Raw genomic sequence first — 20,034 nt, 5'->3', positions numbered from 1 at the left:
TTTATCATGGCTAAAAACGATACCCTCAAAACCGCTTCCGTCCTCGCGTTTGAGCGCAAGCTCGACCCTTCCGATGCGCTTCTGTACGCCAGCAAATGGGATAAGCGGCAAGATGAACAGCAGTGGCAGCCGGTTAAGGTGCGCGAAAAATCGGTGCGCGGTACCATTTCCAACCGCTTGAAAGCCAAAGACCAAGACCCCGCGAAACTAGATGCTGCGATTGAAAACCCCAACCTACAAACCGTCGATGTAGCCACACTGCCCCATGATGCAGATACCCTAGTTACCCGCTTCACTCTGCGCGTACTGGCTGGTGCTGGAACACCGTCAGCCTGTAATAACGCTGAGTACCAAGCCAAGCTAGAACAGGCCGTTGCCGAATATAAACAAGCACAAGGCTTCGGCGAACTGGCGCATCGTTACGCTAATAACCTCGCCAATGGCCGTTTTTTGTGGCGCAACCGCATGGGCGCAGAGCAAGTAGAAGTCAGCATTCGCCAGTTAGCGCAAGGCAAAGCCACCAAAGAGTGGACGTTTGATGCACTGTCACTTTCGTTGCGTGCCTTCGAGGATACTGCCGAGCTTAAAGAACTTGCGGGTGTCATCGCCGCTGCGTTGGCGGGCGAGCAGCACTTGCTGCTAGAAGTGGTGGCCTATGTCCGCATGGGCAGTGGTCAAGAGGTGTTCCCTTCTCAAGAGCTGATTCTTGATCGAGGCCGAGGCGACAAAAGCAAAACGCTTTACCACGTTAGCGATATTGCCGGTATTCACTCGCAGAAGCTGGGTAATGCCATCCGTACCATCGACACTTGGTACCCCAATGAAAACGATGAAGACCTTGGGCCTATTGCTGTCGAGCCTTATGGTTCAGTGACCACCCAGGGCAAAGCGTATCGCCAGCCCAAGCAGAAGGCCGACTTTTACTCATTGCTAGATAACTGGATGATTAAAGACCAAGTGCCCTCCAAGGAAAATCAGCACTTTGTGATGGCAACGCTGATCCGAGGCGGTGTGTTCGGCGAAGCGGGGTAAGCCATGGATCACTATATTGATATTCGGCTGCGACCTGATCCTGACTTTGCTCCAGCGATGCTAATGGGCGCGCTGTATAACAAACTGCACCGGGCGCTGTTTGACCTGGAAAGCGACGATATCGGCGTAAGTTTTCCCCTGCATAAACACGGCGTTCGCGCGCGCAGCTTGGGCGATCAATTGCGATTGCACGGCACTCAAGCGCGTCTAAAACAGCTAATGAGTGACGCATGGCTAACGGGGATGCGAGACCACGTTAGCGTAAGCGAAGTGCTGGCGGCACCCGACCATGCTAAGCAAATTAACGTGTCGAGGCGGCAGTTTAATACGGGCAGCCCCAGCCGTGCCAAACGCTATGCCAAGCGTCACAACATCACGGAAGCGGAAGCCAAACAGCTATACGCCAAAGTGGCAGACAAACGCATTGAGCTGCCCTTTGTGACGATCAATAGCCGCTCTACTCAGCAGCGCTTCAGCTTGTTTATTAAGCACAGCAAGCCTGCAGATAGCGAGGTTGGAGGAACATTCAACCATTATGGGTTAAGCCCCCAAGCGACGGTGCCGTGGTTTTGACCCTTTTTTTCATTGAAGTAATTGGCAACGAATAATCAACCACTTAGCGGTATCACTTTGAAAAGGGTGGTGCCGCTTTTTTCACTTAAAGCTCTTTAACAATCAGCACACTATATTTGATATGCTCTAGTTAGCTGCCGCCCAGGCAGCTCAGAAATCAACCAGACTCGCCCGCCGCGACCTGATTAAGTTAGCTGCCGCCCAGGCAGCTCAGAAAATCTTCGAATAGCTCGGTCGGCGTCGTATCTGGTTAGCTGCCGCCCAGGCAGCTCAGAAAATTACCGCGCTGCATACACTCGCCAGCGCGTTGTTAGCTGCCGCCCAGGCAGCTCAGAAATGCGCGTCGATATTGGTCTGGGCCTGCTGCTGGTTAGCKGMATTGTTTCGGCTAGGTCAAATACATCAACATCTTCTGTTTGGCAAAAATACAGACTACGATGCAGCTCTTGCAAAACCACAAGCTGTGCGCCTTTTTTAGCAGCATCACGAATGCCAGCAATCGACTTTGCCATATTTTGGCAGGCGTTATCACTGTTAGTTTGTTGCACTAAGGCAACGGTTAATTTTGCAGGGCTTGTCATTGTGCTGCTCCAGCTAAAAATCCACGAGGTAATTGCATGGTAATGCAATGTAAACTACCAAATTGTTCAATAATAGGTAGGCAATTAACGCCAATAATAGTGTGCGCTGGGTATGCTTTTTGAACTTGCGCTAGCGCCAGTGCGTCGTTGTCATCGTTATACGTCGGGACTAAAACCGTATTATTGATAATCAAGTAGTTTGCGTACGTTGCCGGTAAACGGGTGTTGTCATCATCAAACACTGGTTTTGGCCACGGCAAATCAATTAACGTATATGGGGTATTATTTTGCGTTTTAAAGCTTTGCAGTTGCTTTTCCATCGCATCTAATTCGTTAAAGTGCTCATCTTCTTTAGCATCGCACTTAACATACACAAGTGTATTATTGGGGGCAAAACGTACCAGTGTGTCGATATGGCTGTCGGTATCGTCACCGGCTAAGTAGCCATGATCTACCCATAAAAAGTCAGTTGCGCCTAAATGTGTTGTTAAAATTGACTCAATATCGCCTGATGATAAATCGGGGTTGCGATTTTTATTCAGTAAACATTCGCTGGTTGTAAGCAACACACCGTGTTCGTTAATTTCAATGCCGCCACCTTCAAGTACCACATTCAGGGCTTGGTAATCAGTGTTTGGATTACTTAGCTGGTTTACCAGTACTGCGTTAATTTTATTATCGAGGGCACTTTCGAACTTATTACCCCAGCCATTAAAGATAAAGTCGTAAATTTTAAGTTGGCGAGCGTCGTTAATATTTGCGCAGGTAATAGGGCCGTGATCCCGTGCCCAGGTATCGTTTGTTGGTGTAACAACAAAGTGCACGTGGCTTAAGTTTATATTCGCTTTTGTTAGCAAGGCAGTAATGTGGCTTTTAAGCGCCGTGTTATGGGCAACAATAACAAGCTGCTGCACGGCTGTGATATGCGTTGCAAGTTCAACATAAACAGGCTCTACGCGTTCAAGCGTATCAGCCCAGTCGGTCTGTGCATGGGGCCAGGTAAGCATAACGGCGTCTTGCTCAGCCCATTCAGGTAAAAGTCTAAAGTTCATGAAGTTTTGATACAAATTACGGTGGCGCTAGTTTAGCATTTTACATGCATATGTCAGCTATTTATCGCTGCTAGAATCATCGTCAATTTGCTCGAGTTCTTGGCGTTTTTTTTAGCTGGCGTGTTTGTGCATGTAAGCTGGCTCTGACAACTAATTCTTGGTCTGTGGTTCTTATTGCAGTAAACAGTAATGTGTATTGGTAATGTTCGCTGTCTTGTTTTTCAACGGCCACAACTTCTGTATAACAGTAAACGGCTGAGGCTTCGTGGTGCAAAAATAGCTTTGTTCTAAATGCTTGGCCTATTGCGTATACATCAGGCGAAGTAAAGCGAATACCGCCTCCGCCGTAGCTATCGCACTGTATGGCGTTATCTTGAGCTTGCTCTGAGGCTAAAATGTGGCTCATTATTAAATCGATTTTACGCGACTGTGCTTGTAAAAAAGCCGCCAGCTCTTGTGCTAAATCGCCTAGGTTTCTAAGGGGTCTTAAAGAGGCCTGTTCAAGCTCACTGACTTCGTTAGCTAGCTTAAATAGCGGAGGTATGTCGTCTTCAAGCGCGAGTTGAGATTGCGGCACTAACTGATTTTCTACAGCAAATAAGTTTACTCGAATGCTTTCACTTATTTGAAAGTATTCTTCAAATTCGCTTAATCTTTGACTGTTCATAATTATCTCCACTGCGTATTCATTAAATAGTAGCGTTGTGGGGAGTAAATTGCTAGCAGATAAAAATGCTAAATGGTTTGTTTATAAGCCAGTTTTTAAGAATGTTGATTAGGGCGTGTTGAACTTTGCGGATTGAAATTTGTTCAATCTAAGGGCGTTTAAATCGCGGCGTGAGGTTTGTAAACTAGTGGGCTCGATAACTGCTCCTGCGTTTCGCCTATTTATGTGGAATAACCACACTTGATAGGCTCTGCCTTGCCTAAAAACCAACCACACTGCTGCAAATTTAACTATCAAAAATCAACACGCCCTAATAAAAAAGCGGCCAATGTCATCCTAACATCGGCCGCTTGGGTATTGATTAATTAGCGCTGGGAGTGCTTATTTAAGTAGAGCGGCTAATTCATGTAAATCTTTCACAACGTGGTCTGGTTTTTTTGCCAGTGGGTAAAGTGTTTTACCTGGGCGGGCGATAAAGGTTGTTTGTAACCCGGCTTCTTTAGCACCTGCTACATCCCAACCGTGCGCCGCTACCATCATTGCTTCATTTGCTTTTACATTTAATTTTGTTAACACCCACTCATAGGCACGTAAGTCTGGTTTATAAATTTTAATATCTTCAATGCTGTAACGCGCATCAAAGAACGACATTAATCCAGCGCTCTCAAACTGGGCTTTAACACCTTTGTTTGAAGAATTTGTCAGACTTACTAACTTATAGCCCTGTGCTTTGAGTTTTGCCAGTCCTTCTTTCACATCTTTGTGAGGAGGTAGGGTTAAAAGCGGGGTGACAATGGCTGTTTTTGCTTGTTCATTCGTAATGGCTATGTTGTTATTTTTGGCAACCATGCGCAGCGACGCAACGCCAATTTGACCAAAATCGTGGTAATTGCCACTTACAGTATCAACGAGTGAATGATGCAACATGGTCGAAAACCAAAGTGGTAATAAATCCTCACGCCCGCCAAGCGCTTTACCAATAGAGGTGCGCATGGAGGTTAAATCTAACAAGGTTTCGTTTACATCAAAAATAAGTACTTTAGGTTTCACTTGTGCCTGTGGCTCCTCAGCCATAGCGTAGCCAGAGGCAAGGCTAGTACCAACAAGTAGTGATAGGGTAATGGTTTTTAACGATTTTAAAATAGACATTAGTGTTGCTCCGATTCAAGGGCGGCCAATACATCAGTAGGCTCTGCGCGTAGGGTATAGTCTTCGTTTAAAAAGGCATACGTAATTATGCCTTTTTGGTTAATTATATAGGTTGCTGGTAAAGGTAATTTAAAACTTTTATTGCCGTAGTACTTTTCAAAATCAATACCAAACTGGCTATAAAGCGCCACAATACGCTCGTCTAAAGTAAACAGTAAACCAAATTGCTCTGCTACCTTGTTATTAATATCTGAAAGCACATCGAATTCAAGGGCATTTTTTTTGTGCGCTAGACAACGTCTCGTCGGGTAATTGTGGTGATATCGCAACTAACTGCGCATTGTGGGTTTTAAATTCGGGTAAGTGATTATTAAGTGCTTTTAGCTCTAAATTACAATATGGACACCAGTTACCACGATAAAAGCTAATTATTACCGGGCCATTATTTAATAAATCAGCGAGCTCAACTTGCTCAGCGCTATGATTGTTTAAGCTGAAATTGCTTACTTTAGCGCCTACCTGTAGCGCATTATCTTTTATATGCTGAGCAATGAGCTCTTCATTTGTCTGCGCTATAAGGGCTAATACATCGCCAGGTAGCTTCGCTTCTTTTTGCACGTTATAGGCATCAATCTGTGCTTTTAAACTCATTATTAAATCTCGAATATAACTGTATGGCGATTATGGGTGTTTTAGTTATTTAAATATATATTGCAAAACTGAAAGCTTCATTCGAAAATATTAAATACTAAAAACTGCCTAGCCAAATGTATGTATAATTTAAGTGACCTAGAAACATTTATTGCCGTAGTAGAAAATAAAGGGGTGCTTGCAGCTGCGCGTGAGCAACGTTTGTCGCCGGCAACAGTAAGCCACAGGCTAAGCAAGCTCGAGCGCGAGCTTTCAACCGTGTTAGTGTTTAGAGACAGTAGACGAGTAAGGTTATCGCCCGCCGGTGAGCTATTTTATCATCGCGTAGGGGCTATTATAGAAGCCTTGCACGATGCAGAGCACAGCATTGGCGCACGAAGCTCTTCGGTGAGCGGGTTATTACGTGTGACTATGCCACCGTGGGTGTTTTCAAAGTATGTTATGCCTAAGTTGACCGAGTTTGAAACCCAATACCCGCAACTAAAGCTCGACTTTTTAATTACTGATCATTTTGTCAATGTGGTCGATGATGCACAAGATGTGGCAATTAGAGTAGGGCAATTAACCGATTCTGGCCTGCTCTCTCGTAAAATTGTCAACAACTCCCGTATTTTATGTGCAGCGCCAAGTTATATAAAAAAGCATGGTATGCCTTGTACACTAAGCGAACTGAGCACGCACTATTGGGTGTGTTTACCCTGGCAAAGGCAGTTAAAACTGTATGATGAAAATAATAAAATACACACCTTTAATGCCAAAACGCGCTTTACGATTTCTAATTCCGATAACATGACGCAAGCAGCCCTTGCCGGACATGGCATAGCCATTAAATCTAAAATTGCGATTAACGATGAGCTAAGTGCCGGAAACTTAGTAGAGGTGATGCCCAATGTAATGGCCCAAAGCGACGCGCCGGTGTGGTTTTTACGGCCTCAAAATAGCTTAACAACCCGTAAAACCGAGGTGTTTTATGAGTTTATGAAGTCTTTATTTGCCAGCTATGAATAAGCGGTAATACCCGCGCTTAATAATGAATAAGGTTACAAAGCCAATAAACTCAGCAAAAATAGCAATAATAATGGCGCTAACAAGCGCTGCTATTATGGAGTCTTTTTTTAACACTATTTGCCCTTCAAAGCGTTGCCATACTTGCTTTTTAATAGTGAGAAAGTCGCTGGTTAAAGTAAATAAATAGGGCGATTGGTTAAAGTTATTAACTGCCGCTTGTAAAGAGTGCTGGCGATTATTGAGGTTTTTAATATGGGTAGCCCCCTTACCCACAATATCATCCCCAATATTTTCATAGTGGGCAATTAACTTGTTTAAATCGTTGTTAAAGTAGTTTTGAGCATCTTTTTTAAACGGGGCTAATGCGTTATTCGCTTCAATTAAATGTGCATCTAAAGCGTGCCCAAAGTCGCTTACAAAGGCCGGTATTTGTACCCCTAATAGTAAACCTGCTGCAAAAAAGCTGAGCCTTATGTAATCTAATAATTTACTCATTTGATCTCCTGTTTACTCAAAACCCACCTAAACAACGCTAAATTAACATTTGCGCTTGTTTTTATGCCAAAAACTCGTAATCTATCGGTAATAAAAATAACAATAGGCCTATGTTAAGGATGACTACCAAAGTAAATATGACATCAACGTTTGTTGATATCACTAAGCAGTTAAAAACGCTTTGTGTCGCGTATTGTACAGCCCGATGACGTAGAAGACATTGTGCAAGAAACCTTTATTAAAAGCTACGAAGCTGATTTAAAACAAGATATTCAGTTTAGACGCAGTTACATGCTTAAAACTGCAAAGCACTTAGCGCTTAATCATATAGCCAAGTGGGATAACAAGTTTAATGACTCGTTAGAGCACGACGCAGAATTACCCCCGATGCTTAAATCCTCACAACTTGAGGATGAGTACACCTCAAAAGAGCGTTTTTTTACTTTTTTGCAGAGCAACGGATCAACTAAATTCTTCTATCCGTAAATGTTTTATATTTAAAAAAGTGTACGGTATGAGCCAAAAAGAAATCGCCCAGCACATGCAATTAAGTGAAAGCACAGTAGAAAAACACATTGCCAAAGGTTTATTACAAACCATGTTATACATGAAAGAACATGAACAAAATCATAACCAATCTGCGGCACATAATTCTGCTTGTAATTCGGCTCTATCAATTGAGAGGGCAGCAAAATGAGTAATGTTCATCAATTTACATCAAAAGATTTAATTTTAGAAAAAGCCTGCCAATGGATCAGCGCAATTGATAGGGGCTTAAGCGAAATTGAAAAAGAGCAATTTAAGCTTTGGATGATGCAAAGCACCGCCCATCAAGATGCCGTCTACGAACTTGCGCAGCTATGGGATGAATTGTCCGTATTAAACGAGTTAAGCAGTTTATTTCCGCATAGAAGTGTAAAACAGCCCCAGAAAAAAAGATGGGCGTTTTCTAGTGCGATTGCCGCGAGCTTATTTGCAGCATTAATGGTGTGTAGTTACTTATTAATTAACCTTGAAAACGGCTACAACGAAGAGCTGGCTAAAATAAATTACACCAAAATATATACAACGAAGGTGGGCGAACAAGCCACGTATGTTTTACCCGACGGCACCATAGTGCAATTAAACACGAATAGCCTATTAGAGGTAGCTTATAGCAAAGGGCGTCGTCAGTTATTACTGAGCAAGGGTGAAGGGCGTTTTAATGTAGCAAAAGATGCATCGCGCCCATTTAGTGTGATGGCTGGCGATAAGAGCTTTACGGCACTTGGTACTGTATTTAATGTACAACGCAATACCTCTTCTGATTTAGAGCTGGTTGTAACCGAAGGTAAAGTGATGATCACCGACCCAAGTGTTGCTGTAAGTGCCAACGATTTTAAAGACTACCAACTGGCTGATAATAACGCTAAAAAAGTACGTAAAATCAATGCCAATATTGTTATCTCTGGTGAAAAAGCAATTATAGAGCAAAGTATTACTAAACCTATCACGCAGCTTTCTATGGATGACGTACAGCGTGATTTAGCGTGGCAAAATGGCATGTTAATTTTTAATGGTGAGCATTTAAGCGATGCATTAAATGAAGTGAGCCGTTACACCTCTACGCGTTTTGAGCTTTCAAGCGATGAGCTTGCCAATATAAAAGTGGCGGGTGTTTTTAAAGCTGGCGATGTTGAGGGGCTACTTGAGAGTTTACAGACTAACTTTGCAATTGAGCATGAGCGTTTAGGTGAACATATGGTGAGCCTAACACAGCAAACTAAATCATAAGAAATGTTATGCATATCAAACAAATGTTAGGTGAAGTTGCATCTTTAAATGTTATTAGTAAAAAAAAGTTTAAAAAAAAAGATAAAAAAACTATAGAGGAATTTTGTTTGTCAGCTGTTTATATAAATTGCGCAGTAACCAAACGCATTTATTTAGTGGTTTAAGTGTACTTGCTCCGGCTATTTTTAGCTTGAGTGTGCAAGGGGCAACACAGACCACTGGGCAAATGGTGCAATTTGATATACAAGCGCAGCGAGCAGACAAAGCCTTAATAGAATTTGCTAAACAAACAGAGCAAACCGTGGTGTTTTCTTATGAGTTGGCAAAAAATTACCAAGCAAATTCGGTTTATGGTTTTTATACCCAATTAGATGCACTGCAAGCATTATTAAGTGGGACTGAGCTCGATGCGGTTGTTGAACAAAATGGTTTACTGAGTATAAAACTCAAACAAATCAATAGGAAAGATAACAACATGATGAAGCTTTCAGGGGTTAGTGCAGCTGTATTACCAGCATTGCTTGCAGCAAATTCACACGGTGTGAATGCAGCAGAGGATGTTGCACAAGAGAAAATAGAAAAAATTGCTATTGTAGGTAGCCGCGTAGCAGGGCGCTCAGTAGAAGATTTACCCGTACCCGTTGATATTTTAAGTGCTGAAGCACTTGAAAACACAGGCCAAACCGAAGTTGGCCGTATGTTGCAATCTATTGCACCTTCATTTAACTTTTCAAGCTCGTCAATCAGTGACGGCACTGATGCCTTACGACCTGCAACACTGCGTGGTTTAGGGCCTGACCAAACACTTGTGCTTATTAATGGTAAGCGCCGCCACCAGGCAAGTATTATTCATATCAATACCTCAGTAGGGCGTGGTACCGCAGGTACCGATATGAATGCTATTCCAGCCTCAGCTATTAAACGTATAGAAGTTTTACGAGACGGCGCAGCAGCGCAATACGGCTCAGATGCAATTGCCGGTGTAATTAATATTGTACTAAAAGATGGCAGCGAAGGCGGCAAAGCAGCGGTTAATTACGGCCAATACTCAGAGGGTGATGGCGAAACAGTAAACGTTGATTTTAATAAAGGGTTTGCCCTAGGTGATAGCGGCTACTTAAATGCAACACTTAATTACCGCGACCGCTCGCCTACTAACCGCGCAGGTTTGCACGGCTCGTGTCAGTTTTATGGCTGTACAGAGCTTAGCGACGGTACTTTACTGGCAGGCGATCCGCGTGAATTGACCGCCGACAGAGACACTTTTCGTATTGGCGATGCCGACTCTCAGCAATTTGGCTTAACCGTTAATACAGGGTATGAGTTAGGTGATGGTGAGCTGTATGGCTTTATTACTTATTCAACGCGCGATAACGAATCAGCCGCGTTTTTCCGTCATAATGCAAATGCGGGCGGTAACCCTGTTTTACAAGACAACGACGCAACTATCCCATTAGGCTTTTTACCTAAAATCAATACCACAATTGATGATATTTCTTACAACTTTGGTTACAAAACCGACTTTGATAACGATGCAAGTTTAGATGTATCGTACACCTACGGTGAAAACAGCATTGATTACACAACAAGTGACACAATCAATGCCTCGTACGCTAACTTTTTACGTTACGAGCAAGGTTTAAGTGCCGCTGATATTCGCAGTACTATTCCACGTGAAGCCTATGCCTATGGCATGGAGTTATCACTGCAAACCATTAATATAGATTTTACACAAAACTTTGATGACTACTCATTGGCTATGGGTGCAGAAATACGTACCGATGAATACCGTATTTTAGAGGGCAGCGAATATGCTTATCGTGATTACGACACCCTTGATGGGGTAAGTATTTATAGTGGTTTAAGTGGCGGTGTAGGCTCTGAAGATGCCTCTGGCGGTACGCAAGGTTTTGGTGGTTCTTCGCCGGCATCATCGGTTGATGAATCACGCGATGTAATTTCGTTTTACCTTGATGCAGAAACCTACCTAATTGAAGATGTCATTTTATCAGGCGCACTGCGTTACGATAATTACAAAGGCTTTGGCGACACGGTAAACTTTAAGCTTGCGGGTAACTGGGCAATTACTGATGATGTGTCACTGCGTGGTGCATTAAGCTCAGGCTTTAGAGCGCCATCAATGCAGCAATTGTATTTTAACAATATCAGCACACAATTTGTTGTGGCTGAAGACGGCTCATTAGTTGCTGAAGAAGTAGGTACATTCAGAAACGATTCAACCCTTGCACAAAGTTTAGGTATTCCAAAGCTTAAAGAAGAAAAATCGCAAAACCGCAGCTTAGGTATTGTCTACAACGTAACGGATAACATTAATGTTACTGTGGATTACTACTCAATTGATATTGACGACCGCATAGTAATTAGTAATCGTTTAGGCAAAGGGCTTTCTTCAAGCCTAGATGCTGCATTAATCAGCTCAGGCGCAGGTGCAGGGCAGTTTTTCTTAAATGGTGCAGATACCGAAACTTCGGGTATTGATTTTGTAGCTACTTGGAATACCGAGGGGTTAGGTGGCACGCTTGATTTTACTTTAGCAGCTAACTTTACTGAAACTGAGGTGGTATCGTTATTTACGCCATCGGGCTCAGGGCTTGAAACCGTACCTGTTGAAGATGTTTTCTCTGATCAAGAAATTTCAATTATTGAAGAGTGGCAACCAGAAGATCGCATCAACTTAAGTGCGCTTTACCAGCGTGGTGATTGGACTGTAAACCTTTCACTTAACCGCTTTGGTGAATACACAGTAGAAGATGGCGGACGCCAAACCTACGGTGCAGAAATTTTAACTGACGTTAAAGTTAATTACTTCGTGACTGAAGATTTATCTGTAAATATTGGTGCAAATAACTTATTTGACGTGTACCCAGATAAAAACACCATTGGTAACTCACGCTCGGGCACAATTGTAGATTCAAATGGCAATACGATTGTAAGCAGCGATGGGGTATTTGAATACTCTCGCCGTTCAGCGCCGTTTGGCTTTAATGGTGCTTATTACTATGTAGGCGCAGAATACCGTTTTTAATAAATAACACTCCCTTATGTTATTTAAGTTCAAAGGGCCGTAAGGCCCTTTTTTTTGTATTTAGCCTTTTTAGTATTTATTTCTCAACCGCGATCTTATTATTGTGCAACGCCTTACCTCAGCGTTAAATTATACCAATTCGCTTAATTAAACATTATTACGGATTGGTATAACCCCTGTATGGCTTTGATAATACTAAATGTGACATTTTGGAATTGGCTATATATAGCAGGGTTTAAACTGGACATTGTAATAATAAAAAACCCAGCGGCTAGGCTGGGTTTCAAATATATGCAATTGAAAATTAATGCTTTTGCATACGGCTCATTTCGGTGTGGCAGCTTTGCATCGTTAGCAAGGTTTTCGCTAAGGCTGCTTCACAGTCGGCTGGCTGTGGTTTATCCATCGCTGCTTTAATTTCTTCAAGGGTTTTATCTTCTACCTCTTCAAGCTCTTTAACGTATGTTTTATCGTTATGAGAACTAAACGAAGTGAGTAGGGCTGTGTAAGCTCTGCGTGCTTCTACAGCAAAAGAAGAGCCGTCTTCACGCTCACCTTTTTCGTTAACAGCATAAGGTTGTAAGCGCTCAACACTTACTTTTCGTGCGTCAATCATGCGTTGAAATAATGCGCCAATGGCTGGGTCTTCAACTTTCTCTTGCGCTTTTTGATAAAAATCAATGCCACTGTTCATTACTTGGATGATGTCAGTAATATGAGTTGCTTCTGTTCCTTGATGGGTATTCATAATGACCTCTCTTTACATGAATTTAAGTTTCATAGTAACTATAGCAAAGGCCATTCCAATTTAATTTTAATTTTTAAGCTATTGTAATTATAGATTATTTCTTTATTCAGCAAGCTGCAAGGCTATTTGAAATAAAACAACCTCGCAAATTTTACATGGCTTTTGTAATAAGGTTATTTAAGCTCATCCGCCACTTCGGCTACTTTTTGGCGTAACCAAATATGACTTGCATCACGATGCAGTAAAGGGCTCCAAATCATATCTAGTTCAAAAGGTGGTATAGGAAATGGCGGCTCTAAAATTTTAAGGCCTGCATCATCTAAGTAAATATTGGCAGCCTTTGAAGGTAAGGTCGCCACTAAATTTTGCTCTTTTGCTAAATGAATGGCTACGTGGTAATTACGGGTAAACGTGGCAATATTTCGGTGTTTACCAAAATGGGCAAGTGCTTCATCTACCCAACCTAGCTTTTGTACATCTTTAGGGTCCATACCTACGCCGACCCCAAAGCCGGTTTTACTGACCCATATATGGCGGGCTTTTAAATAGCTGTCTAGGCTAAAGTTTTCGATAATTGGGTTGTCGGCTTTTACTAAGCAGCAAAAGCTGTCTTTCCATATGCGTTTATGATGAAAAGATTGCGGAAGGTTTTCAAAGCGGTTAATTGCCATATCCACTTTACCATTTTCAACATCATGAAACGTTACATCACTAGGCGTAAGTATATCTAGGGTTGTATCGGGCGCTTCTTCATGAAGTTTACTTAAAAGCTTTGGCGCTAATGTACTGGCTGCATAGTCACTGGCCATTATTCTAAATACACGTTTACTTTGGCTGGCTTCAAATTCGCGATTAGGTGCGAGGGTTTCTTCTAGGGTCATTAATATACCGCGAATAACCGGTTGCAGCTCTATAGCACGCTCTGTGGGGACCATACCTTCACTAGTACGTACCAAAATTGGATCGTTAAACAAGTTTCTTAAACGCTTAAGGCCGTTACTCATAGCTGGTTGAGTAATACTTAACTGGTTAGCGGCGCGGGTTACGTTACACTCACGTAATAGGGTGTCGAGGTAAACCAGCAAATTTAAATCTATTTTACTTATGTTCATTGTGTGTCCTTTAACGCTTACCAGTGATGAATAAAGCGTTGTGCTGTCGGGTATGGGTATATGTGACTAACATGACCCTTTTTTATATTTTGCTGAGCTTGCTTCCAAAAACTAACATCAACAAGCTCGGGGTGTGTACTGAGCAAAAAACTGTTTGTACTTTGGGTTTGGCATAACAAAGGTACAAAGTTGCTCAGGAAAAACATCTTGCGGCGCAACTGAGTAACTTTGTTCATCAGTTAAGTAATCATCATAGCTTTTGGCCTTAGGTAAGGCCCTAAAGTTCATATCTGTTAGGTATTGAACCTCATCGTAGTCGTAAAAAATAATGCGCTTGTGTTTGCTTACCCCAAAGTTTTTAAGCAGCATATCGCCTGGGAATATATTTACCGCAATCATTTCTTTAAGTGCTTGGCCGTATTCTTCTATTGCATCGGCAGCACTTTCTTCGCTGGCGTTTTCTAAAAATAAATTAAGCGGTGTCATGCGCCTTTCAATATATAAATGCTTGATAATAAGCCACGGGCCTTCAATTACCATAGATGAGCCAATGGTTTTATGTAGCTGTGCCAGTAAATTACTATCAAAGCGTGCCAAAGGAAATACGACGTTAGAGTATTCTATGGTGTCGGCCATGCGACCAACCCGATCATGGCTTTTTACCAGTTGATAGCGTTTAAGCACGGTATCACGGCCAAACGGTTTGCTTTCGCCAAACTTATCTTTAATTACTTTAAATACATAGCCAAAAGAGGGCAGCGTAAATACCATCATCACCATGCCTGGTGTGCCTGGCGCTATAATAAAGTTATCGTCTGAGTGAGACAAGTGATGTAAAAATTCACGGTAAAACTCTGTCTTACCTTGTTTATGAAACCCAATGGCATTATAAAGCTCAGCGAGTGTTTTATTTGGCATAAGTTGATTCAAGAAACGCACCATGGCTGAGGGCGCATGGGTTTCAACCATAAAATAAGCCCGTGCAAAGCCAAAAATCACCCGCATTTGCGATGATTTGGTTAATAGCGCATCGAGGTATAAGCCTTTATCTTCATGGTGCAGTACCGCAATAATAAAAGGCTGTACACCGCTTTGAGAGACCACTCGGCCGACTATGTAAGCAGCTTTATTACGATAAAAAGGCGCGTGCAAAATATCAAAGCGCATTTGCCAAGGCTGGTGGTGAGTGTCGGGTGCTTGTTTGTAAAATGCCTTTACGAGCAAACGTATATCCCGCTCTAAATTTACAAACGGGGCTTTAAAATCAAAATGCTCAATAATGCGCTTTATTGTGGGCTTTAAACCATCAACCACTGGAAAGTAGCTGCGGTACTCTGCCTCAACAGGAATGGCTGGGGCATCTTTTAATGTGGCTTGTACAAATATAAAGTCGTTATGAAAATAGCGTCTGTGGTACAAACGGCAAAATACTGAGTTATAAAATGTTTCGGCAAGTTCAGCTTGAGGATGAAAGCATAAAAAGCGTTGGTACAGTATTTTTACTTCAAGCCAAAGCTGCTCATCTAATTGCTCAGTTAACTGTGCTTGTTTTAATGCTTTAGTAGTTTCGTTTACTCTTTCATCGTAGTAACTAATACGCAGTTTACTAATTTCATTAATTTGCTGCCAATCGCGCTTTGCAAAGGCAAGCGGGGCTTGGGCGGTGGTTTTTTGAAACAGCTGATAATGCTTTTTAAAACCCGTTAAAATTAATTCAGCTATGTGGCGTGGCTGCATAAACACTCCTTAAAAAAGTGTATATAACGATTTTAGTACAGCATTTATAAATGTTAGTGGTGCTGTAGTGTTATACACGTTAGAGCTTTAACTCTATAGTTGTTAAGGTTATGTTATTTTAAGTTTAAAACCAAGATAAATATTCTCAGTTTTTATACTTTTAGCTTAAAGCATAATTGAGTGTGATGGTAAAAGCCATGCTATTGGTAGGAGGCTATTTTTTTCTCTAACTTTTTAATGCGCTTTTCAATTTCGGTGGTTTGCTTTTTATGATCTTTATTTATTATTTTTAATTGCTTGGTAATATCTTTGCTAATTAACTTTTTGTCCTCGTCATCTAAAATACGGTTGAGGCGCTGTTGTTGGTTGTATTCTGCGCGGTCTTTTTTACGTTTTATAATCGCTAATTTATTAGTATTACTTCTCAGCTCAGCTTGCAGATCAAGCACAATCCGTTCGCGCTCTAATGCGTTTAACTCTTTTGTGTAATCTTGCGCCGGTGCAGTATTAATTCCCGATACAGTATTAATTGTGTAGGCGGTAGCGTTATCGTTACAAGGGAATTGCGAAAAGATAGTGCCGTTTTTTGTCACGCATTTATAGTAAGTTGTGGCATTTTGCGCATGCAGAGAAAGTGGGCATACCATTACTGCGCATAAAAAAAGTGTGTGTTTTTGCATTAATTTCATCCCTGAGCGTTTACTATGATTTAGTAAATATAACCTAGCTTGGTGTTATAGCAAGCTAGGTTAAGGGATAGGGCTATTGTGTGTAGGTTTTTAGCTTTTTAATACTTTGTACTAAAAAACGGGATATCGAGGCTTTGCTCAATAGAAAAACCTTCAGCGGCAGATATATTTTTATAGTTACCGTCTGAATCTATTAGCGTAATTCTATCTTTTTTGTAAGCAATAACTACGCCTTGCGAGTAATTAACGCCAGTGTCCGTTTTTTTTCTTATACAGGTTTTCACCTAGCATGGTTTGTTTAACCACAGACTTACAGTTTAAGTACTGGCCTACACTGGTTGCAATAATATCACTGGGTTGAATAAGTCCATCTACCTTGGCTATTCGCTTATCTGAGCTATATAAAACCGATGATGTAACTACTTCCGAGCTATTATTAGCTAAGCTAAACGCAAAAATATGGGTGTCGTCACTGCGAGGAGACGGATTATCTTCACCTTTAATGATTTTAATTGCGCTGTTTGAATGCGCTTGATCGTTTATAAAGTTTAGCTTTTCAATTCCAGCAAGCTCTATGCTTCTGCGCTGACTTTGCCACGCGGGTAAGGTTTGCTCTGATAAAATAGCCATTTTATAAAAAGAAGGTAAGCCATACACTAAACTAAACAAGCTATCGCCATGGTGTGTTGGCTGTAAAAACTGATCAGTTTTATGTAGGTTTTTATGCTTGGCAACAAAGCGTTTTAACTGCTCGTTGGTATCAAATACAAAAATATCGACTTGCTGCGCAGTGTAATCTTCACATTTTTGCATTGGCGCAGGTATTTGGTAATTAATATTTTGGTTATTAATTCTTACATTGTGAGCTTGTTTATAGCTTTCAATGTCGAGCAAATCATTTTTTGCTAATAAGCTTTTAGCGGTCGTAGGGTACGACAGCGGTAAAACGTTATCTTGCTTCGTTATATCAAACTTTAAATTTGCATCTGCCCAAATGTGAATACTGTGGCTAAGTGCAAAACACAACACTAAAAAACGAGCTGGCAAAAACGGGCAAACTTAAGTTGTTTTAAAACGCGCTAAGTGCTGCCATGTATAGTTACTTACAACTAACTGGAAGCCTAAAATGAGTAAAACAATCCCCCCGGCTAACAAGGTAGTAAGGGCAGGCGAGCTAGTTAGACGGTGCCACAGTAAGGAAATGATTTCCGGTAGCGCAGAAGAGCTTAAATGATAGCCCAAATTAACGTATACATACGCATCAAGCGTTAAAATAGACGCCCCAAGCGTAGCAATAACGGCAGCCATACCTCGAATATGTCGAGGGTAGGGGAACACTAAGCTTAAAGGAAATACCGTCAGCACAAATGCTAAAAAAGCGATAAAGCTCGTATGGCTTAACCACGTCACTAACATATAGGTAATACCCATAAAGCTAGTTGGCGGTGAATCTGCAAATAAAAAGCTTAGGCTAATAAAAAGCGCTAAACCAATATTTGCAAAAGTGAACCAGTGGCCCCAACTTAATAACTGACTCGCTTTTGACGAAAACTGATTGTGCTGCGATAAATTCATATAATTTATTTAACCGACTGAGCAAGTGCTTTTGCAAAGTTCTCAGTTACGGCTTGTCTTTTCCCTGCAGGTACATGCTCTTTTAGGATATGCGTGATAGAATTTCCTAAACACATAAGGCTTAAATCAACCGGCGCATTGTGTTGCGTTAGCACATCAATGAGCTGATCGACGATTTGTTCTACTTCTTCATTAGAGTATTTTGATAAGATTGGCATCAGTTGGTTCAATAAAAGAGTTATATTCTCGTATTTTAACACCAGAGGCGTGAAAAAACAAAGATGACAACAGACGTTAAAAAAATTAGTCGTTCATTATGTAGACAAAAAAAGACGACGATACGCAAATTCACCTACGAAACGATGAAATGGTGATAAACGATAAAGTCGCTGTTTTTATCGAACAACTTCATCATGCATACAACTCAAAGCCAGGTAAAGGTTACTGTGCATTTAGTGGCGATAAAAACAGTGTTGTAGCATCGGCAATGCAAAGCTATCGTAATGACGAGTTAGGCTTTTGGCACATGACCGAGCAGGCATCTACTGTTTTAAAAGAAGAGTTAGATAAATACGCCTTTAGCGAAACAGGCTACTTAGTATTTTGTCATTATCAGTATGTGGCTACTGATTACATGCTAATAGCTATGATCAATATTAAAGAGCACTACAGCATGACCTCTGAGCTTGATTTAGCAGCGTCGCGCCACTTAGATATATCGCGCATGCAACTAGCTGCACGTATCGATTTAACCGCGTGGGATACTCAAGCTGAGGACAATCGCTATATCTCTTTTATTAAAGGGCGAGCAGGGCGAAAAGTAGCAGACTTTTTCTTAGACTTTTTAGGTTGTGAAGAGGGCATAGACCCTAAACAACAAAGCCAAGTGATGCTTAATGCCGTTGAAGACTATTTATCGGAGCAATCATTCGATAAATCAGAAAAAGACGAATTACGTAAGCAAGTATTTGATTACTGTAACGATTGTGTGACCACGGGTGAAGATGCAAGCGTTACTGAGCTCTCGGCTACGCTAACGAAAGGTGACGATAGTCCGTTTGATAACTTTTGCAAAGAGCAAAGCTACGATTTAGAAGAGTCTTTCCCGGTCGATAAAAAAACAGTGACCAGTATGGTTAAGTTTTCGGGTTTAGGGGGCGGTGTTAGTGTTAGTTTTGAGCGTAAACATTTAGGTGAGCGCGTAACTTACAATGAAGCGACCGATACACTGGTTATTAAAGGCATTCCACCAAACTTAAAAGATCAGTTACAGCGCTTTATGGAAAATGAAAGCGAATAAACTCATTTGATCTAGTTAAAAGCCGATTTAAGAGCGCGATATTTTTATCGCGCTTTTTTTTATTTTTGCTAGGTAGTAAAACCACTTAAAGATCTATTGCACAAAGAGAAGTGAAAGAGGAGTAAATGAGAAAATACAAGCTATTGTTTATTAGCTCTTTCAAATTAGCTTGTTTAGCTTTATTACTCACTCTAAAAGCGCAGCGTCTCTTATCCTCTTTGTGAATATGTGTTTATTAAGGGGTTTGCCCATCACGCCAACAAGCTGAGTTTACAATTTAAAATTCACTGTATGAAATTTCGCCCGTAGGCGTGAAGCTTGCTCACGCGAGAATCAGCGTTTGGTTTTTTTTAATTTTTTTACTAAATAAAAACACATGAAGATCTATTGCACAAAGAGAAGCGAAAGAGGAGCAAATGAGAAAATATCTTTCAGGACAAGACAGGTATTAAAACAAAAAAGCCGCGCTATTTTTACATAGCGCGGCTTTTTTTTAATGAGGCTAAGGGTTACTCAGCGCTCATTGTTTTAGTCATGTCTGAACTAGCACGACCTGCAGGTTTAATTGACCCTGCGCGTAAGCCACTATCAGGAACTAACTCACGTTTATCGTGTGCCATGGCAACTGATGTATGCTTTACGTCGCTATCAGCAACTGGTGTCGGTTGAGCCATAGGTGCGCTTGCAGCCCCTTTGCTAATAACCGTTTTTGCATTGGCATCTTTTTGCTCAGCTACTTCAGTCTCTGCTTTAACAGGCTCAGGTGTTGCTGGTTGCTCAGCTACTTCAGGCTCTGCTTTAACAGGCTCAGGTTTCGCTGGTTGCTCAGCTACTTCAGGCTCTGCT

At 41.5% G+C, this 20,034-nt stretch carries 20 protein-coding genes, 2 pseudogenes and 1 CRISPR repeat array; of the genes and pseudogenes, 8 read left to right on the top strand and 14 right to left on the bottom strand.

What is annotated here, in order from left to right; translation table 11 throughout:
- The first annotated feature begins 6 nt into the window (after nucleotides 1–6).
- Nucleotides 7–1,032 (top strand): type I-F CRISPR-associated protein Csy3, encoded by a 1,026-nt coding sequence (csy3, locus tag A3220_RS05485; RefSeq protein ID WP_062373686.1) that lies wholly within the window; start codon nucleotides 7–9, stop codon nucleotides 1,030–1,032.
- Between the two features lie 3 nt (nucleotides 1,033–1,035).
- On the top strand, nucleotides 1,036–1,605 hold the full coding sequence (cas6f, locus tag A3220_RS05480; RefSeq protein ID WP_062373683.1) for a type I-F CRISPR-associated endoribonuclease Cas6/Csy4: 570 nt from the start codon (nucleotides 1,036–1,038) through the stop codon (nucleotides 1,603–1,605).
- Between the two features lie 129 nt (nucleotides 1,606–1,734).
- Nucleotides 1,735–1,942: a CRISPR direct-repeat array (repeat unit 28 nt; unit sequence GTTAGCTGCCGCCCAGGCAGCTCAGAAA).
- 240 nt (nucleotides 1,943–2,182) lie between these two features.
- On the opposite strand, the gene A3220_RS05475 is transcribed toward cas6f, so the two are convergent.
- The 5 genes from A3220_RS05475 to A3220_RS17545 all read right to left on the bottom strand — a co-directional run bounded on the left by A3220_RS05475 (nucleotide 2,183) and on the right by A3220_RS17545 (nucleotide 5,705).
- Nucleotides 2,183–3,238, bottom strand: a complete 1,056-nt coding sequence (locus A3220_RS05475) for an agmatine deiminase family protein (RefSeq protein WP_062373681.1) — start codon at nucleotides 3,236–3,238, stop codon at nucleotides 2,183–2,185.
- Between the two features lie 82 nt (nucleotides 3,239–3,320).
- Nucleotides 3,321–3,905, bottom strand: a complete 585-nt coding sequence (locus A3220_RS05470) for a hypothetical protein (protein WP_217284278.1) — start codon at nucleotides 3,903–3,905, stop codon at nucleotides 3,321–3,323.
- Nucleotides 3,906–4,286: 381 nt separating this feature from the next.
- Complete coding sequence (locus A3220_RS05465) at nucleotides 4,287–5,054, bottom strand: haloacid dehalogenase type II (protein ID WP_062373678.1); 768 nt, start codon at nucleotides 5,052–5,054, stop codon at nucleotides 4,287–4,289.
- On the bottom strand, nucleotides 5,054–5,314 hold the full coding sequence (locus A3220_RS17550) for a redoxin domain-containing protein (protein ID WP_217284277.1): 261 nt from the start codon (nucleotides 5,312–5,314) through the stop codon (nucleotides 5,054–5,056). Before A3220_RS17550 ends, A3220_RS05465 begins: the two co-directional genes overlap by 1 nt.
- Before the next feature lie 7 nt (nucleotides 5,315–5,321).
- A complete protein-coding gene (locus tag A3220_RS17545; RefSeq protein ID WP_217284276.1) occupies nucleotides 5,322–5,705 on the bottom strand; it encodes a redoxin domain-containing protein in 384 nt (127 codons plus the stop codon).
- 120 nt (nucleotides 5,706–5,825) lie between these two features.
- Here A3220_RS17545 and A3220_RS05455 point away from each other — a divergent pair, with 120 nt between their 5' ends.
- Nucleotides 5,826–6,713, top strand: a complete 888-nt coding sequence (locus A3220_RS05455) for a LysR family transcriptional regulator (protein WP_024032599.1) — start codon at nucleotides 5,826–5,828, stop codon at nucleotides 6,711–6,713.
- Here the strand turns inward: A3220_RS05455 and A3220_RS05450 are convergent.
- A complete protein-coding gene (locus A3220_RS05450) occupies nucleotides 6,693–7,208 on the bottom strand; it encodes a DUF2937 family protein (RefSeq protein ID WP_062373676.1) in 516 nt (171 codons plus the stop codon). The two genes, A3220_RS05455 and A3220_RS05450, sit on opposite strands and share 21 nt — an antisense overlap.
- Before the next feature lie 183 nt (nucleotides 7,209–7,391).
- Here A3220_RS05450 and A3220_RS17540 point away from each other — a divergent pair, with 183 nt between their 5' ends.
- From A3220_RS17540 to A3220_RS05435, 4 genes are all read left to right on the top strand, one after another.
- Nucleotides 7,392–7,694 carry a sigma factor gene (locus tag A3220_RS17540; RefSeq protein ID WP_252860419.1) on the top strand — a complete coding sequence of 101 codons (303 nt, stop codon included), beginning with the start codon at nucleotides 7,392–7,394 and terminating at the stop codon, nucleotides 7,692–7,694.
- A 28-nt stretch (nucleotides 7,695–7,722) separates the two neighbouring features.
- Entirely contained in the window at nucleotides 7,723–7,905 is a 183-nt protein-coding gene (locus A3220_RS17805; RefSeq protein ID WP_252860418.1) for a sigma factor-like helix-turn-helix DNA-binding protein, read from the top strand.
- On the top strand, nucleotides 7,902–8,981 hold the full coding sequence (locus A3220_RS05440) for a FecR domain-containing protein (RefSeq protein ID WP_054982353.1): 1,080 nt from the start codon (nucleotides 7,902–7,904) through the stop codon (nucleotides 8,979–8,981). Before A3220_RS17805 ends, A3220_RS05440 begins: the two co-directional genes overlap by 4 nt.
- Nucleotides 8,982–9,084: 103 nt before the next feature.
- On the top strand, nucleotides 9,085–12,027 hold the full coding sequence (locus tag A3220_RS05435) for a TonB-dependent receptor (protein ID WP_217284273.1): 2,943 nt from the start codon (nucleotides 9,085–9,087) through the stop codon (nucleotides 12,025–12,027).
- Nucleotides 12,028–12,331: 304 nt separating this feature from the next.
- Here A3220_RS05435 and A3220_RS05430 read toward each other — a convergent pair whose 3' ends face one another.
- The 7 genes and pseudogenes from A3220_RS05430 to A3220_RS16795 form a co-directional block, all read right to left on the bottom strand.
- Nucleotides 12,332–12,775 (bottom strand): PA2169 family four-helix-bundle protein, encoded by a 444-nt coding sequence (locus A3220_RS05430; protein WP_004588918.1) that lies wholly within the window; start codon nucleotides 12,773–12,775, stop codon nucleotides 12,332–12,334.
- A gap of 173 nt (nucleotides 12,776–12,948) precedes the next feature.
- Nucleotides 12,949–13,887, bottom strand: coding sequence for a LysR family transcriptional regulator (locus A3220_RS05425; RefSeq protein ID WP_024032602.1), 939 nt, complete (start codon nucleotides 13,885–13,887; stop codon nucleotides 12,949–12,951).
- A 17-nt stretch (nucleotides 13,888–13,904) separates the two neighbouring features.
- Nucleotides 13,905–14,093, bottom strand: coding sequence for an isocitrate dehydrogenase kinase/phosphatase-domain containing protein (locus A3220_RS18260; protein WP_354702723.1), 189 nt, complete (start codon nucleotides 14,091–14,093; stop codon nucleotides 13,905–13,907).
- Entirely contained in the window at nucleotides 14,005–15,624 is a 1,620-nt protein-coding gene (gene aceK / locus A3220_RS05420) for a bifunctional isocitrate dehydrogenase kinase/phosphatase (protein ID WP_217284272.1), read from the bottom strand. Before aceK ends, A3220_RS18260 begins: the two co-directional genes overlap by 89 nt.
- Nucleotides 15,625–15,824: 200 nt before the next feature.
- Nucleotides 15,825–16,304 carry a hypothetical protein gene (locus A3220_RS05415; protein ID WP_029772054.1) on the bottom strand — a complete coding sequence of 160 codons (480 nt, stop codon included), beginning with the start codon at nucleotides 16,302–16,304 and terminating at the stop codon, nucleotides 15,825–15,827.
- 252 nt (nucleotides 16,305–16,556) lie between these two features.
- Nucleotides 16,557–17,888, bottom strand: a pseudogene (locus A3220_RS17800) (DUF3413 domain-containing protein).
- Nucleotides 17,889–17,893: 5 nt separating this feature from the next.
- Entirely contained in the window at nucleotides 17,894–18,106 is a 213-nt protein-coding gene (locus tag A3220_RS16795) for a DUF1414 domain-containing protein (RefSeq protein ID WP_004588923.1), read from the bottom strand.
- 122 nt (nucleotides 18,107–18,228) lie between these two features.
- On the opposite strand from A3220_RS16795, the pseudogene yejK reads away from it, so the two are divergent.
- Nucleotides 18,229–19,188, top strand: a pseudogene (gene yejK / locus A3220_RS05405) (nucleoid-associated protein YejK); the annotation flags it as partial.
- Nucleotides 19,189–19,697: 509 nt separating this feature from the next.
- On the opposite strand, the gene A3220_RS17520 reads toward yejK, so the two are convergent.
- Nucleotides 19,698–20,034 (bottom strand): hypothetical protein (locus A3220_RS17520; RefSeq protein WP_217284268.1); only part of this gene is annotated, 337 nt, incomplete at its 5' end.

The sequence above is a fragment of the Halomonas sp. KX33721 genome (genome assembly GCF_001596805.1).
Classification (GTDB): Bacteria; Pseudomonadota; Gammaproteobacteria; order Pseudomonadales; family Halomonadaceae; genus Vreelandella; species Vreelandella aquamarina.
Note: the sequence above shows the minus strand (reverse complement) of the source record. Positions and strands in the feature narration are given on the sequence as shown.